Source organism: Streptomyces sp. NPDC048111 (assembly GCF_043202815.1).
Taxonomy (GTDB): domain Bacteria; phylum Actinomycetota; class Actinomycetes; order Streptomycetales; family Streptomycetaceae; genus Streptomyces.
In genome coordinates, this window is record NZ_JBIDBD010000002.1 from 294,456 (window position 1) to 309,536 (window position 15,081).

Sequence of the window (15,081 nt, forward strand, 5' to 3'; positions counted from 1 at the left end):
GGCGGGGGTGGTGGCGCGTCAGCCGACGACGGTCCAGGTGTCCTTGCCGGCGAGGAGGGTGGCGAGGTCGCCCTTGCCGTTCTGTTCGATGGCGGTGTCGAGCTGGTCGGACATGAGGGTGTCGTAGACGGGCCGTTGCACCGAGCGGAACACTCCGATGGGGGTGTGGTGCAGGGTGTCGGGGTCGGCGAGGCGGGACAGGGCGAACGCGGTGGTGGGTGAGGTCTGGTGGGCGTCGTGGATCAGGATGTCGGCCTCGTTGTCCGCCGTTACGGGCACGACGGTGAGGTCGCCGGTGGTGTGGTCGCGCACAACGCCCTTGGCGTTGTCGGCGCCGAAGCGGATGGGCCGGCCGTGTTCGAGGCGGATGACGGCCTCTTCGGCCTGGTCCTTGTCCTTGAGGGCCTCGAAGGCGCCGTCGTTGAAGATGTTGCAGTTCTGGTAGATCTCCACGAGCGCGGTGCCGGGGTGTTCGGCGGCCTGGCGCAGCACGTCGGTGAGGTGCTTGCGGTCGGAGTCGACGGTGCGGGCGACGAAGGAGGCCTCGGCGCCGATCGCGAGGGAGACCGGGTTGAAGGGGGCGTCCAGGGAGCCCATCGGTGTCGACTTGGTGATCTTGCCGACTTCGGAGGTGGGGCTGTACTGGCCCTTGGTGAGGCCGTAGATCCGGTTGTTGAACAGCAGGATCTTGAGGTTGACGTTGCGGCGCAGGGCGTGGATGAGGTGGTTGCCGCCGATGGACAGGGCGTCGCCGTCACCGGTGACGACCCACACGCTCAGGTCGCGGCGTGAGGAGGCCAGGCCGGTCGCGATGGCGGGGGCGCGGCCGTGGATGGAGTGCATCCCGTAGGTGTTCATGTAGTACGGGAAGCGGGAGGAGCAGCCGATGCCGGAGACGAAGACGATGTTCTCCTTGGCCAGGCCGAGTTCGGGCATGAAGCCCTGCACGGCCGCCAGGATCGCGTAGTCACCACAGCCCGGGCACCACCGCACCTCCTGGTCCGACTTGAAGTCCCGTGCGGAGAGCGGGAGTTCACTGCGAGGGATCAGCCTCAGCGCCTCAGTGGGCATGGATCGTCTCCTTGAGGACCGTGGCGAGCTGTTCCGCCTTGAACGGCATCCCGTTGACCTGCGTGAAGGACCGCGCCGCGACGAGGAAGCGGGCCCTGATCAGCGTGGCGAGCTGCCCCAGGTTCATCTCCGGGACCACCACACGCTCGTACGAGGAGAGCACGGTGCCGAGGTTGTGGGGGAAGGGGTTGAGGTGGCGCAGGTGGGCCTGGGCGATCGGCTCACCCGCCGCGCGCAGGCGGCGTACGGCCGCGGTGATCGGGCCGTAGGTGGAGCCCCAGCCAAGCACCAGGGTGCGGGCGCCGTCGGGGTCGTCGACCGTCAGGTCGGGGACCTCGATACCGTCGATCTTGGCCTGGCGGGTCCGGACCATGAAGTCGTGGTTGGCCGGGTCGTAGGAGATGTTGCCCGTGCCGTCCTGCTTCTCGATCCCGCCGATCCGGTGCTCAAGACCCGGCGTGCCCGGCACCGCCCACGGACGCGCCAGCGTCCGCGGATCCCGCTTGTAGGGCCAGAACACCTTGGTGCCGTCGGCCAGCGTGTGATTGGGACCCGACGCGAACTGCACCCGCAGATCAGGCAGTTCATCGATCTCCGGCACCCGCCACGGCTCCGACCCATTGGCGAGATAGCCGTCGGAGAGCAGGAACACCGGGGTGCGGTAGGCCAGCGCGATCCGCGCCGCGTCCATCGCCGCGTCGAAACAGTCCGCCGGCGTCCTGGGCGCCACCACCGGCACCGGCGCCTCACCGTTGCGCCCGTACATCGCCTGCAACAGGTCGGCCTGCTCCGTCTTGGTCGGCAGCCCCGTCGAGGGGCCACCACGCTGGATGTCCACGATCAGCAGGGGCAGTTCGAGGGAGACCGCGAGCCCGATCGCCTCCGACTTCAAGGCCACGCCCGGACCCGAGGTGGTCGTCACCGCGAGCGAGCCGCCGAACGCGGCACCCAGCGCCGCACCGATCCCCGCGATCTCGTCCTCCGCCTGGAAGGTCCGCACCCCGAAGTTCTTGTGCCGCGACAGCTCATGCAGGATGTCGGAGGCCGGAGTGATCGGGTACGAGCCCAGGTAGAGCGGCAGGTCCGCCTGCTGCCCGGCCGCGATCAGCCCGTACGACAGCGCCAGGTTGCCGGAGATATTGCGGTAGGTACCCGCGGGGAAGGCCCGGGTGGCGGGAGCCACCTCATACGAGACGGCGAAGTCCTCGGTGGTCTCACCGAAGTTCCAGCCCGCCCGGAACGCCGCCACGTTCGCCTCCGCGATCGCCGGCTTCTTCGCGAACTTCGCCCGCAGGAACTTCTCCGTCCCCTCCGTCGGACGGTGATACATCCACGACAGCAGACCCAGCGCGAACATGTTCTTCGACCGCTCGGCCTCCTTGCGCGACAGGCCGAACTCCTTCAGCGCCTCGATCGTCAGCGTCGTCAACGGCACCGGATGCACGTGGTACGCGGCCAGCGAACCGTCCTCCAGCGGGGAGGTGTCGTAACCCACCTTGGCCATCGCCCGCTTCGCGAACTCGTCAGTGTTCACGATGATGTCCGCGCCCCGCGGCACATCGCCCAGGTTCGCCTTCAGCGCCGCCGGGTTCATCGCGACCAGCACGTTCGGCGCGTCACCCGGCGTCAGAATGTCGTGATCGGCGAAATGCAGCTGGAAACTCGACACACCCGGCAGTGTTCCGGCAGGCGCCCTGATCTCGGCCGGGAAATTCGGCAGCGTCGACAAATCGTTCCCGAACGACGCCGTCTCCGACGTGAACCGGTCACCGGTGAGCTGCATCCCATCACCCGAGTCACCCGCGAAACGGATGATGACCCGGTCAAGACGCCGGACTTCCTTGCCCCCTGCGGGCCTGCGCTGCTCACCGACGACGGCCTCGGACCTGTCGCCCGTCGCCCCGGGCCGCGCCGGGGCGCTCATGTGCCCACCGCCGGGTCGGGGGTGAACAGCGCCGGGTCCCACAGCTCCGCACGCCAGCCGTCCTGCAACCGCATCACGTGGTGGCGCGAGGTGGCCTGGGCCGCGTCATAGGCCAGCGGCTGCGCGCCCGGGAGTTCGCGGGGTGCCGAGGTGAGGACGGCGAGCCGGACGGCTCCGGTCCTGGTGTATTCGGGACCGTCGGTGCCGACGATCAACAGGTCGCCGATCCGGGCGAGTTCGGTCTCGTAGGGGCCCTCCGGCCGGGCCCGCTCGGCGACCGTCGCGTCGAGCAGCGTCTCGTAGAGCGCCACGGTGTCGGCGAAGGCGGCGCGGCTCACGGCCTTGCGCAGCAGCAGCCGCACCGTGCGGTCCGGGGCCGCTGGAGGCGCCGCGGCCACCTCGCCCGGCTGGGGCCGGTGCTCGACGAGTTCGGCGATCGAACCGTCCGGGAAGCGCACCCTGGCCCTGCTGCCCGGCAGGATCGTCTCGGGCGGTTCGAGCAGTTCGGTGCCGGTCGGCAGGAGCCGTTCCAGCTCCGCGTCGAGTGAGGGCACGATGACCGAGTAGGCGGTCTGCCGCTGGATGGGGGTGAACGGGCGGGCGCTGGCGATCAGCAGCATCGTGTCGACGGCGGCCAGTTCCAGGCCGCCGAAGTCGGGGATGGGCATCCTCAAGTCGCCCGCAATGCCGGTCAGTTGCTCGTAGTGGCGGATGTTGTCGTCCAGGCGGGCCACATCGACCAGGGAGCGGGCGAGCAGTCGCGGCCGGGTGAGGTGCGAGGAGTCGGGGGTGGTGCGGAACCAGCGGTCGGGCAGGGTCGTGGTGGGTGCGGTGGGCATGGGTCAGGCCTCCTTCATTCGGTGTGCGGCGGTACCCCACCAGTGGTGCGCGGTCAGCCCCCAGGCGGTCAGCTCCTCGTCCAGGAGGCGGCGCAGGGACACGGAGTCGCCGAAGTGGTCGGGCATGCCGGTGGCGGTCACGGTCAGCCGGTCCCCGTTCCGTACGAGGCACAGCGAGGCACGCAGCCGGGCCTTGTGCGGCAGCACGCCGGGCACGTTCATCGTGCGCAGGGCGACCGAGTCGGCCCGGCGTCCCGCGAACTCGGCCACCGCGCCCGGCACATGACCGAAGTTGGAGGCGACGACGTCGGTCTGCTGTGCGCCGGGGTTCTTCAGCCGGTGGGCGAGGCCGGACGGGAGCAGGTGCCACAGCGCCTCGGGCACCAGGGTGCCGCTGTGCTCGCCGGCGCTCGCCAGGAGGTTCTTGGTGGCCGCGCGGGTCGGCCGCAGGTCGGTGTGCTCGGCGCCGCCGCCCGGCAGGCTCAGGGGCAGGACGACGAGGGCATTGGCGCGGGTGTCGTGCTCGGAGCGCCGCAGCGTCATGGGGATGCCGACGTCGACGGGCAGGTCGGTTCCGCCGCGTACCGAGGTGCGTACGAGGTTGGCGGCGATCTCGACGAAGAGGCTGTTGACGGTGCCCCCGTGCGCCTCTGCCCGTTCCTGCCACAGGCCGGCGTCGACCTCCGCGATGGCGGAGCTGAAGAAGCGGGGCTCGGCGGGCGGGGCGGTGTCGGCCGCGGGGCCGCGCAGGGCCGCGCCGATCCTGGCCCGCTCGGCCGGTGCGGTGAGCAGGCCCGGAAGCCTGCGCGCGGTGGCGAGCGCGGCCTCGGCGATCTGGCGTGCGAGGTCGACGGCGTCCTCGGCCGGGCCCGGCGCCGTGCGGTCGTCCGGGTCCCGGCCCGAGCCGATGGCGTCGAAGATGCCGAGCCCGTCGCAGCGGAAGTGCGGCACGGTCAGCGAGACGAGGGTGCCCGCGCCGTACGGCGCCGCGGCCAGCCGCCACAGGGCGTTGGACCCGGCCGGCAGCGGAGCCGCGACCTGGGTGTCGATCCAGTCCGCCAGGGTGTCGTCGGTGAGGGCGGCCCCGGCGAGGGCCAGGGGTTCGTCGTTGTGGGCCCGGATCCAGGTGCGCCGGGCGCCGGGGAGCACCGCGGACGTGGCGCGGCGGCTGAGCCGGCCCCGGTTCAGCCGGTCCCACTCCGCCTGGAGCGCGGTCGCCGGCACGGGTTCGCGAAACCGCCACAGGACCTGGACGATCCGGGTGGAGCCGAGGGCGCCGGCCGCCCGGTGGAGCATCTCGTCGGTGGAGTTGAGGCGCTCGGCGGTCATCAGGACACCACCTCGGCGATCCGCTCGGCCGCGAACTCCCCTACGGCCGGCGCCAGTTTGAAGCCGCCGCCGTTCCAGCCGGTGGCGCTGACCAGGCCGGCGACCTCGCCGTGCACGGTGACCGCGCCCCGGCCCGAGGGGGACATCGCGTCGTACGCGGTCGTGCCGCCACGGCCGGGCGCGTGGGCCAGCTGGGGGTGGCGGTGGCGGATCACGTCCCGTACCCGCTGTTGTTCGCGGGCCGAGACGCCGGACCGTACGGTGACCGGCACATCGGTCTCCTTCGAGGTGACACCGGCCAGCACGAGGGAGCCCGTGCCCCAGGGGCGCAGCCAGGCGCCGGTGGTCCGGTCGACGAGGGTGGGCAGTGCGGCCAGGTCGGTACCCTCGTCCGCCTCGAACAGGCAGAAGCCCACCGACCGTGTGCGCAGGGGCAGTTGGACGTCCACGGAGGCCGCGAGGCGTGTGCTGCCCACCCCTGCGGCCAGCAGGACGGCCGGGGCGTGGACCGGCCCCGCGGCGGTGGCGACGCCCGCGATGCGGGAGCCGGAGACGAGCAGCCGGGTGGCGCGGGCCCGCAGCAAGCGGAGCCCGGACCCGGCGTCCGCGAGCACGGCCGTCGAGACGGCCCGCACCGGGAGCCAGCCGGCTTCGGGTTCGTATACGCCGCACAGGCCGTCGGGTACGGCGAGGCCGGGGAAGCGGGTGGTGATCTCCTGCCCGGCGAGGACGTCCGCCTTGTGCCCGGCCGCCCTGAGCCCGGCGACGGCCGCGGCGGCGCGGGCCGCGTCGCTCTCCGGAAGGAGGGTGACGCTGCCCTGGGCGCGGACGCGGGGCCAGGTGCCGCGGTGGCCCTGGCGCAGATAGGTCTCCAGCCCGGCCGCGGCCCAGGCTTCGTGGTGGCCGCCGGGGTCGTAGGCGCGGACGAGCCCGCCGGAGGCGCCCGTGGCGCCTCCGGCGATCCCGGTCTCGTCGATGACGACGACGGTGAGACCGCGGGCGGTGAGCCGTTCGGCCGTGGCCAGCCCGATGATCCCGCCGCCGACGACGGCGACGTCCGCGGCGATGGCGGTGTGACTCACGGGGCGGTCCCGACGGTCAGCAGCTCCTCGCGGTCGAAGGTGTCGTACCGCAGGAGCGAGTCGGCGATGTCCGTCGCCCGCACCGACAGCATGGCCAGGGCGCCGGCGTCGCCCATGCCGTGACTCGCCTCGCAGAGCCCGTTGAGATAGACCCGCAGCGGCTGCGGGCTGTCCGCCTGGGACTTGAGCTCGATGGAGTAGTCCCGTGCGACGACGGGCACGCCGTCGTCGTCGAGCGGCAGCCGGTGCGCGATGCCCTCCAGGAGGGGGTGGTAGGGCTCGTCGCCCGGGTCGCTGCCGAAGTCCTTGAAGCCGGTCGCCATGATGATCACGTCGGCGTCCAGGGTGTCCTCGGTGAGGTTGTTGATGTCGCGCAGCACCATCCGGTGGCCCTGTCCGAGCGGCTTGCTGATGACGGCCTCGGAGAACGGCTTCATGACCAGCCGGTCGGAGCCGGTCAGCTCGTACTCGCGCTGCACGCCCACCAGGCGGTCGATCACGTCCTGGTCGCAGGCCGCGTAGTTGATCGACCGCAGTTCGCCGCGCAGCCGGCGCTTCATGGCGTTGGGCAGCGGGTGGAAGTAGTCGACGAACTCGGGCAGGAACACCTGCCGGCTGTAGGGGCTGGTGTCCTTCAGACGGAAGCCGATGCTGCGGTGCACCGAGGTCACCTGCTGGACGTTGGGGCGGCCGAGCAGGTCGAGGATGATCTCGATGGCGCTCTGGCTCGCTCCGACCACGGCGACCTTGATGGCACGGTCCTTGAACCGCTCGATGGACGAGAGGTACTTGGTGGAGTGGAAGACGCTGCGGCCCACGCTCTTCTGGAAGGCGTACGGGATCCGCGGCGAGCGCCCGGTGCCCACGCTCACGTTGCGCGCGAGGTAGTGGCCGCCGTCGTCGGTCTCGACGCGGAACAGTTCACCGCCGTCCTCGGCCTCGACCAGGGTGAGCCCGGTCGCCGAGCGCCCGTAGTCGACCTGGTCGCGGAAGGCCTCGGCCACCCACGCCAGATAGCCGGAGTACTCGCGGCGCAGCGGGAACTTGGCGTTGAGGTGCAGGTAGTCGGTCAACGACCCGCGTGCGGCCAGGTACTTGACGAAGGTGTGAGGGCTCGCCGGGTTGCGCGGCATGGCCAGGTCGCGGAACGGGTTGTTCTGGATGTCGGCACCCGGCAGGAGTTGTTCCTCCTGCCACTGGAAGCCCTCGGAGCGCTCGATGTAGTGGGCGAGACCGGTGCGGCCGCGTTCTTCGAGCGCGACCGCGAGGGAGAGGTTCGCGGGTCCGAAGCCCACTCCCAGCACCGGGTAGATCTTCTGGGTTGTCACGGTTCACGCATCCTCGACTTGTCGTGCATGCAGGAACGTCGTTGGGGGGTGTGTGCCTGGGCGTCAGACGCTCAGCAGCACCGTCTCGGTGATCGCGTTCGTGTCGTCCACGTGCACGACGCGGGACTTGTGGTCGGCGACCTCGTCGGTGTTCAGCTGGGCGTAGCTGATGACGATGACCTTGTCGCCGGGGGCCACCAGGCGGGCCGCCGCGCCATTGACGACGACCTGGCTGCGGCCGGGCTCGCCGAGGATGGTGTACGTCTCGAAGCGGGCGCCGTTGTTGATGTTCACCACGTGCACCAGCTCGTGGACGCCGATGCCGGCGGCGTCGAGCAGTTCGGGCGAGATGGTGATGGAGCCGACGTAGTTCAGGTTGCTGTCGGTGATGGTGGCGCGGTGGATCTTCGAGTTCATGAACGTGCGCAGCATGGAAGAACTCCTTGTGGTGTCAACAGGGTTGTGTGGTACGGGAGTTGGCGGGCCGCTCAGCGCTTGTGGTGGCCGCTGGCGATCTCTGCGGGGCCCGTGGTCTCGGGGGCCGGGGGCACGGTGAGTCCGCGGAAGTGGCTGCCGGGAGCCGTGTCGAGGTCGGCGAGCAGGGGGGCCTTGCCCACGGTGGAGGCGGCGCCGAAGGCCGTCGAGATGTGTTCGGCGAGGTCCGGCGCGACGGGCCAGCCGAGGGTGCGCAGTGCCCAGAGGAACCGCAGGGCGCCGCCGGCCTCACCGGGGTCCTCGGTGTCGAGGTTCTCGCAGCGCAGGGCGAGTACCTCCAGGTGCAGGGCGAGGGCTTCGGCGGCCTTGCGGACACTGAAGTTCTCCAGCCGGTAGGCGTCCTCGAACCGCTGCCTCGACGCCGTGAGGGCATCGGCCCACCAGGCGGAGGGAGGCTCTTCGGCGCTTCGGCCGGCCAGCGGGGCGAGGCCGTCGACGATGGTGCGCAGCGGGGCGTCGTAGCGGGCCTCGATGGTGCGGGCGGCGATGGGCTCGCTGAACTCGGCCTGCTGGAGTTCGGGGCTGGTCAGGGCGAGCACGAAGCGGGCCCGGTCGCGGCCGACGTCCTCCAGGTAGTCCTTGGCCCAGCGCACGTCACCCTTGCTGGTGGAGAACTTGCGGCCCTCCAGCATGTAGTACTGGTTGGTGAGCGTGCGGGTCCTTGGCAGCGCCACCGGCATGCCGTGGCGGGCCGCGAGCAGCGACAGCGTGACGTAGATGAAGGCGTTGTAGAAGCCGTTGTCGATGCCGATGAACTGGACCAGCTCGTCGCACTCCGCGCGGGAGTCCAGGCGCGCCTGCTGGAGCCAGTAGACGTGGCCGACGTAGATCTCCGGCCAGGCGTTGATGGCCTGCGGCTGGATCTCCGGGCCGTCCCAGTCCACCGCGATGCCCCAGGCGGTGGGGTAGGTGATGGGGATGTAGGGCAGGCGCCCGGCGAGGGTGTCGGAGACGACCTTGGCGAGGTCGGGGCGCAGTCGCACGTCGGAGGTGCGGTACCAGTTGGTGATCAGGGACCGGTACCGCTCCAGGTCCAGGACCCAGATCGAGACGGACTTGCGCGGCAGCGCGGAGGCCGTGTCGGTGACCGGCAGCAGCGCGCCCGGCAGGTTGTAGAGCCCGCACGCCTCGCACACCCCGGCCCTGGCGTGCGCGAGGCAGGTGGGGCAGCGTCCGGTGACGAACGCCTCGGCCTTGTACTCCCCGGTCTCCGCGTCGTACGGCAGCTCCACCTCGCGCAGGTCGAAGGAGCCGTGCTCCCACAGGCGGGTGAAGAAGTCCCGGACGAATTCGGTGTAGTCGGCGTCCGGGCGCTCGAAGAGGTCGACGTCCACCCCGGCCAGTTCGAGGGACCGGGTGACGCTGTCCAGGGCGTGCTGGATGAGGGCTTCGGGGGTGGTGCCCAGCCGCTCGGCGGTGGTGACGACATAGGTCTGGTTGTCGTCGGTGCTGGTGGCGAAGGCGACGTCGTGGCCCAGGATCTTCTGGGAGCGGGCGCAGATGTCGCTGTTGAGCACCGGGCCGGCCAGGTGGCCGAGGTGCAGGTCGCCGTTGGGGGTAGGTGGCGAGAAAGTGACGTTGATCTGCCGTCGGGGAGTGTCGGAGAGCTCGCTCATCGTGGGTCTCCTCCCTACGCGGTGGGCTGGAGCCAGTAGATGCTGACGAACTTCAGCGGTTCGGCGTCGCTGGTGTTGGTGACGATGTGGTCGGTGCCGTTCGGGATGTAGATGACGTCCCCCGGCATGATGGTGCGCTCCTCGGCGCCGACGCGGACGTGCCCCTCGCCGCTGATGAAGATGAACGTCTCGTCGGTGGCGTGCCCGTGGGGGGTGCTGGACTCGGTGGGCCGGATCGAGCAGAGCGTGGAGTTCCACGGCGGTACGACGACGCCGTCCCACGGGTAGAGCTCGCGGATGTCGCAGCCGTTCTTGCGGATCTGGGTGTCGGCGTCGGTCTTCACATGCATGGGTGGGGCCCTTTCCTGGGTCTTCCGGTCTTCCGGGGCCGTCCCGGGTCTTCCGGGGTCGGCGTACGGAGGGGGTGTGGGGCGCGGGTCGCCGGGGCGGCGCGCGGGCCGGGCTAGCGCAGGGCGTACAGGCGCTGGATGGTGTCGGGGTGGAAGGACTCGGCGGGGACGCCGAAGGCACCCTGGAAGGTGGCGAGGCGGGAGCCGGCCAGGACCGGGTCCTCGGGCCACGCCTTGGCGTAGGCCATGCGGCGGGCCGCGCCCTCCGGGCTGAAGGTCATGTTCATCGTGGTGCGCACCGCGCCGGAGATGCGCAGCCGGCGCATGCGCTCCTCGCGCTCGTCGACGTATTCCTTGAGGGCCTCGGGCGCCCAGTCGGTGTGCGAGCGCAGTGCGTCGCGGACCAGGCGGGCGTCGCGCAGGGCGATCGACAGGCCCTGGCCGACGACCGGGTCGGTCCAGCCGGCCGCGTCGCCGATGAGGACGCCGCCGGGCACGACGGGGCCGTCGGTCCAGGCGTCGTTCATCGGGTAGAAGGCGCAGGACTCCGAGGGGCTGGCCGCGGCGAACATCTCGCTGCCCGGGATGCACTGGAACTGGAAGGCCTTGAGGAAGTCGGCCTGGCGGGTGGGCCCGGAGAAGCGGCCCTTCTGGGCCACGTCGTGCAGGAGGTAGAGCCGGGCCTTGGCGCCGGCCCGGGGGAAGACGAAGTAGAGCAGGTCGCCCTCGGTGCCGATGGAGGTCACGTTCACGGGCCAGTCGTGCAGGTCCTCGACCAGCATGCCGCCGCCGAGCGAGTTGGGCGGGGTCTGGGTGAGCTGGACGCCGAGCTGGCGCCGCACGGTCGAGGTGCGCCCGTCGGCGCCGATGACAATCCGGCAGGGCACGTCGTACTCGATGTCGTTGTACTCGTAGCGCACGCTGGGCTTGGCGCCGCCGGTGACGGTGACGTCGCCGATGCCGCGGACGACGGTGGCGCCGGCTTCGGCGGCGGCGGTGGCGAGGGCCTCGCAGGCGTCGGGGTGGCCCACGTCGAGGACGCCGCGGATGCCGGGGATCATCTCGTCGAGCGGGATGGCCTTGGCCTGGGCGGTGTCCGGGTCGACGGTCTCGTCGTAGCCGATGAAGCGGTCGACGTAGCTGGCGCCGGCCTTGAGGATGGCGTCCTCCAGGCCGAGTTCGATCAGTTCGACCACGCCCCAGCAGTTGATGACCTCGCCGCGGACCTTGTCGCGGTAGACGGTCTGCCGTTCCAGGAGCAGCACTTGGTAGCCGTCGCCCGCCAGCGCCGCCGCCAGGGCGGATCCGGCGATGCCACCGCCGATCACCACCGCGTCCATTCGCTCAGGTATCGCCATGGAACCCTCCACAGGAGTCTTTTCAAGGCGTGCCGATGGAGGCCACCCCGAAGAGAGGCAGCCGGAAATCCGGGCTGGTCACCCATATGTGCCGGGCAGGGGCCGGAACACGCCGGTGCGCGGCGGGACGGCATGCCGACCGTCGGCCGGGAAGCGTTGTGACGGCGCCCGGTGAGGGCGCGCCCGGCCCCGGCCGGGGCCGGTGAAGCCGGTGTTCAGCGGGGAAGGACCACGGGTCGCGGGTGGTCTCCCGGATTCGTCACGCGCGGGCCGCGGTGGGCCCGGGTGTGGCGGATCCGGGAACACGGCGGCGATGCGTCGTGACACGCGCTGGAACCCTGGCCGTCCATTCCGTCTCCACCACGGTCGCCCCTCGTTGGTGTGTCGGTTACGAGTTCTACGATCCGTGCCGGGGCACCGGGGCGGCAATGTCGACTCGCGAAAATCGTCAGTGGGTTTCGCACTGCGGTACGAATGACGCTTGTTCGCCCGTCTCAGACGCCCGCTCCGGGCGGGCCGCCGATGCCGTACTGCACTATGTCCCAGATCTGTCGGAGCTGATCGACAGCGGTCAACTCCTTGTCAGAGCCCGCCTCTTCATGCTCGGCGCGAGCGCGACACTCCGTACCGATCATGAGGTAGTGGGAGAGCGCGGCGAGTGAGGTGGGACGCACGGCTGAGTGCAACTGACCCTCGCGGTAAGCCTGTTCGAACAACTCCTGGACCGTGTCGAGCCATGCGGCGGACCAGGCGAGGTCGCGGTCGGGCCGCTCGCGGCTGAGCCGGGCGGCCGACCGCACGGCGGGCTCCGCCTCCAGCAGCCGCGCGAGTTCCAGGGTCAGATCGATGGCACGGTGCAGCGCCGGCGCCTCCCCCTCGGGCAGGCCGTCCAGGGCCTGGCGCGTGATGAGCTGACCCTGCGACTGCACGGCGTCGGCCAGTTCGTCCTTCGCCGCGAAGTGGAACGTCAGCGCCCCCATGGTGATGCCGGCCGCTCTGCAGACCCGGTTCAGGGACGTACCGTCGTATCCGCTGCGGTCGAACTCCGCGGCGGCGGCGTCCACCAGGGCCTGCCGGGTGCGCACTGCGCGTTCCTGTCTCACCATGCGTGTCTCCGCGTTGCGCTCGTTGGTGATCGGCAAGGCGGTCACCGCTTCCGCCGCCACGGACAGGACGGGCGCCGAGTCGTGTCCGCCGCGATGCCGCGAGCACGCGCCCCGCGGGCCGTGGCTGCTGTCCCGCGCGCACTGCCGGTACCGTCCCCGGCCCAGCGCCCCGCGGCGGGCCGCTTCGTGGGCGGGCCGCGCCGGCGGGGCCGGTCCGGCCGTCCAGTGGGCGTGCCGGACAGTGTGGCTGTGCAGGTCAACGGCATCAAGTCGCCGCTCTGTGCATTGGCTGGTTCGTGCGGAGGGATCGCGCGCGCTACCCAACTACGCGTCCGGCGGGAGGTTGGCCGATTCACTGCGATAAAAAAATAGCGACATCTATTATTCTTCGAAGGACAGTCCGCGAGCCGCAGCCGGGAGCCCCCAACATGACCACCGTCGCGTTCGGCCAAGCCCACTCGTCCGTGCACTCCTCCGTGCAGGAGACGGGACGACGCGTCACGGCCTATGCCGACCAGCTCTTCACGCACTTACCGCGAGCGGACCAGCGCCGTTGGGCCGCCGCCTATCTGCTCGGGCTGCTGGCGGTCTCGGGCCGCAAGTCCGTGCGCAGCCTCGCGGCCGCGGTCACCGACTCCCCCACCGCCTCCCAGTCGCTGCACCGCTTCGTCAACTCCAGCCCCTGGGCCTGGCAGCCGGCGCGCGGTGAGCTCACCCGTTGGGTCGAGGAGCGCCTGCGGCCCAAGGCGTGGACGATCGGCACCGCGGTGGTGCCCAAGCGGGGCAACCAGTCCTGCGGGGTGCACCGCCGCTTCGTCCCGGCCCTCGGCCGCACCATCAACTGCCAGGTCGGCATCGGTCTGTTCCTCGCGGCCGGTCACCGCCAGGTCCCGGTCGACTGGCGCCTGCACCTGCCCGGCGAGTGGGCGGACGAGCGGCTGCGCCGCCGGGCCCGTATCCCCGAGCCGATCCGCCCGCTGCCGGTGTGGGCCCATGTCCTGGACCTCGCCGACGCGTTGGCGGCGCACGGCTCGACACCGCTGCCGCTGGTGGCCGACCTGGGCGAGTACAAGGAGTCCGACCGCCTGCTCCAGGGGCTGCGCCAGCGAGGGCACGACTTCGTCGTGACGGTGCCGCCCACCCTCGCGGTGCTGCCCGCCGCGCCACAGCCCGGCAGCGCGCGCGACGCCGCCCCCGCCGTGGTGAGCGCGCGGAGCTTCCTGCACACAAGCGGCGAGGTGCCGCGCTCCGTGGTGATGAGCGCGCACGGTGGCACCACACGGCCCACCCGCGTCGTCACCGGCCTGGTGCGGCTGCCCGGAGGCGCGCACGCGCCGCGCTTCTACCGGCTGTTCGCGGAGTACCCGCGCGAGGGCCGGGGAGCCCCGGTCATCCGGCTCACCAACCTCGTGCACCGCCCGATGGACGAGCTGATGGAGCTCACCGAGGTGCAGTCCGGCACGCGCCGGGCGCTGCGCCACCTGGAGGGCAGTTTCGGGCTCCAGGACTTCGAGGGCAGGTCCTATCCGGGCTGGCACCGCCATGTGACGCTGGTGTCGGCGGCCTGCGCCTACAGCGGCCTCGCCGAGCCCGATCCGGAGGACTTCGCGGACACGGTGCCGCCGAACTGGCTGGGGTCCGGCGCGCTCGGCACCGCCGGCCTGCTGGTGTGACCCGGCCGCACCCACCGTCCACGGGCGGCGGGGGGTGCGGCGCGGGTCCTCTCGCGCACGCCCGCGTCAGGAAGCGCTCCAGCCGCCGTCCGCCGGTATCGCACCGCCCGTGACGAAGGATGCCTGGTCGCTGCAGAGCCAGGCCGCCACCCGGGCCACCTCGACCGGATCGGCGAAGCGCTGCTGGATCGCGCGTCTCGTCATCGCCGGCGCGAACTCCGGGTTCGACGCGAGGAGCGGCGCCACGAGGTCGGTACGGGTGGAGCCCACCATCAGGGAGTTGACGCGGATGCCGGCGGCGCCGTACTCGGCCGCGGCCGCCCGGGTGAGGCCGAGGACGGCGTGCTTGGCCGCGACATAGGGGGCGGAGGCGCCGGTCGCACAGTGGCCGGCCACGCTGGAGGTGTTCACGATCGCGCCACCGCGCTCCTGACGCAGCATCACGGGAACCTGTGCGCGCAAGCAGTTCCACACACCGCGGACGTTCACGTCCATCGTCAACTCGTATACGTCGTCGTCCAGTTCGTGTAGCGGGGGGCCCATCGAACCCCAGCCCGCGTTGTTGAACGCCACGTCCAGGCCGCCGAACTCCGCGACCGCCGTCTCGACCGCGCGGGCCACCTCCGCGGGGTCGCGCACATCGCCCGGAACGGCCACCGCCCGGCCGTGGGCCGCGCGGATGTCGGCGGCCACCTCGTCCAGGAGTTCCTTGCGCCGCGCCATCAGTACCACGGCGGCGCCCTCGGCGGCGAACACCCGGGCGGCCGCGGCGCCGATCCCGGCCGAGGCCCCGGTGATCATCGCGGTCCTGCCCTGCAACATCCCTGTGATATCTGGCATGGCCCGATTGAATGTCATCCGTACGGGGCGCCGCAGCCGGATGGGCCGAGCCGGCGGTGGCGATTTTCCG

At 71.3% G+C, this 15,081-nt stretch carries 13 protein-coding genes; 1 reads left to right on the forward strand and 12 read right to left on the reverse strand.

Annotation, left to right across the window (positions count from 1 at the left end):
* Positions 1-18: 18 nt before the first annotated feature.
* The 11 genes from ACGF3I_RS06045 to ACGF3I_RS06095 all read right to left on the reverse strand — a co-directional run bounded on the left by ACGF3I_RS06045 (position 19) and on the right by ACGF3I_RS06095 (position 12,477).
* Entirely contained in the window at positions 19-1,071 is a 1,053-nt protein-coding gene (locus tag ACGF3I_RS06045; protein ID WP_393129381.1) for a 2-oxoacid:ferredoxin oxidoreductase subunit beta, read from the reverse strand.
* Positions 1,061-2,995, reverse strand: a complete 1,935-nt coding sequence (locus ACGF3I_RS06050) for a 2-oxoacid:acceptor oxidoreductase subunit alpha (protein WP_393129382.1) — start codon at positions 2,993-2,995, stop codon at positions 1,061-1,063. Before ACGF3I_RS06050 ends, ACGF3I_RS06045 begins: the two co-directional genes overlap by 11 nt.
* On the reverse strand, positions 2,992-3,834 hold the full coding sequence (locus ACGF3I_RS06055; protein ID WP_393129383.1) for a VOC family protein: 843 nt from the start codon (positions 3,832-3,834) through the stop codon (positions 2,992-2,994). Before ACGF3I_RS06055 ends, ACGF3I_RS06050 begins: the two co-directional genes overlap by 4 nt.
* Positions 3,835-3,837: 3 nt before the next feature.
* The gene (locus ACGF3I_RS06060; RefSeq protein ID WP_393129384.1) at positions 3,838-5,163 is read right to left on the reverse strand and encodes a hypothetical protein; all 1,326 of its coding nucleotides are present in this window, start codon (positions 5,161-5,163) and stop codon (positions 3,838-3,840) included.
* Entirely contained in the window at positions 5,163-6,245 is a 1,083-nt protein-coding gene (locus tag ACGF3I_RS06065; protein WP_393129385.1) for an NAD(P)/FAD-dependent oxidoreductase, read from the reverse strand. The genes ACGF3I_RS06060 and ACGF3I_RS06065 overlap by 1 nt, the downstream gene beginning before the upstream one ends.
* Entirely contained in the window at positions 6,242-7,573 is a 1,332-nt protein-coding gene (locus ACGF3I_RS06070) for a SidA/IucD/PvdA family monooxygenase (protein WP_393129386.1), read from the reverse strand. Before ACGF3I_RS06070 ends, ACGF3I_RS06065 begins: the two co-directional genes overlap by 4 nt.
* A 63-nt stretch (positions 7,574-7,636) precedes the next feature.
* A complete protein-coding gene (gene panD, locus ACGF3I_RS06075) occupies positions 7,637-8,005 on the reverse strand; it encodes an aspartate 1-decarboxylase (RefSeq protein WP_393129387.1) in 369 nt (122 codons plus the stop codon).
* Positions 8,006-8,061: 56 nt separating this feature from the next.
* Positions 8,062-9,684: a class I tRNA ligase family protein gene (locus ACGF3I_RS06080; RefSeq protein ID WP_393129388.1), complete on the reverse strand. Its 1,623-nt coding sequence runs from the start codon at positions 9,682-9,684 to the stop codon at positions 8,062-8,064.
* Between the two features lie 14 nt (positions 9,685-9,698).
* Entirely contained in the window at positions 9,699-10,034 is a 336-nt protein-coding gene (locus ACGF3I_RS06085; protein WP_393129389.1) for a cupin domain-containing protein, read from the reverse strand.
* 113 nt (positions 10,035-10,147) lie between these two features.
* The gene (locus ACGF3I_RS06090; RefSeq protein WP_393129390.1) at positions 10,148-11,392 is read right to left on the reverse strand and encodes an NAD(P)/FAD-dependent oxidoreductase; all 1,245 of its coding nucleotides are present in this window, start codon (positions 11,390-11,392) and stop codon (positions 10,148-10,150) included.
* A 494-nt stretch (positions 11,393-11,886) separates the two neighbouring features.
* A complete protein-coding gene (locus tag ACGF3I_RS06095; RefSeq protein ID WP_393129391.1) occupies positions 11,887-12,477 on the reverse strand; it encodes a TetR family transcriptional regulator in 591 nt (196 codons plus the stop codon).
* A 449-nt stretch (positions 12,478-12,926) separates the two neighbouring features.
* Here ACGF3I_RS06095 and ACGF3I_RS06100 point away from each other — a divergent pair, with 449 nt between their 5' ends.
* Positions 12,927-14,171 (forward strand): IS701 family transposase, encoded by a 1,245-nt coding sequence (locus tag ACGF3I_RS06100; RefSeq protein WP_393129392.1) that lies wholly within the window; start codon positions 12,927-12,929, stop codon positions 14,169-14,171.
* Positions 14,172-14,237: 66 nt separating this feature from the next.
* On the opposite strand, the gene ACGF3I_RS06105 is transcribed toward ACGF3I_RS06100, so the two are convergent.
* Positions 14,238-14,972, reverse strand: coding sequence for an SDR family NAD(P)-dependent oxidoreductase (locus ACGF3I_RS06105; RefSeq protein ID WP_393129715.1), 735 nt, complete (start codon positions 14,970-14,972; stop codon positions 14,238-14,240).
* Positions 14,973-15,081: the final 109 nt, after the last annotated feature.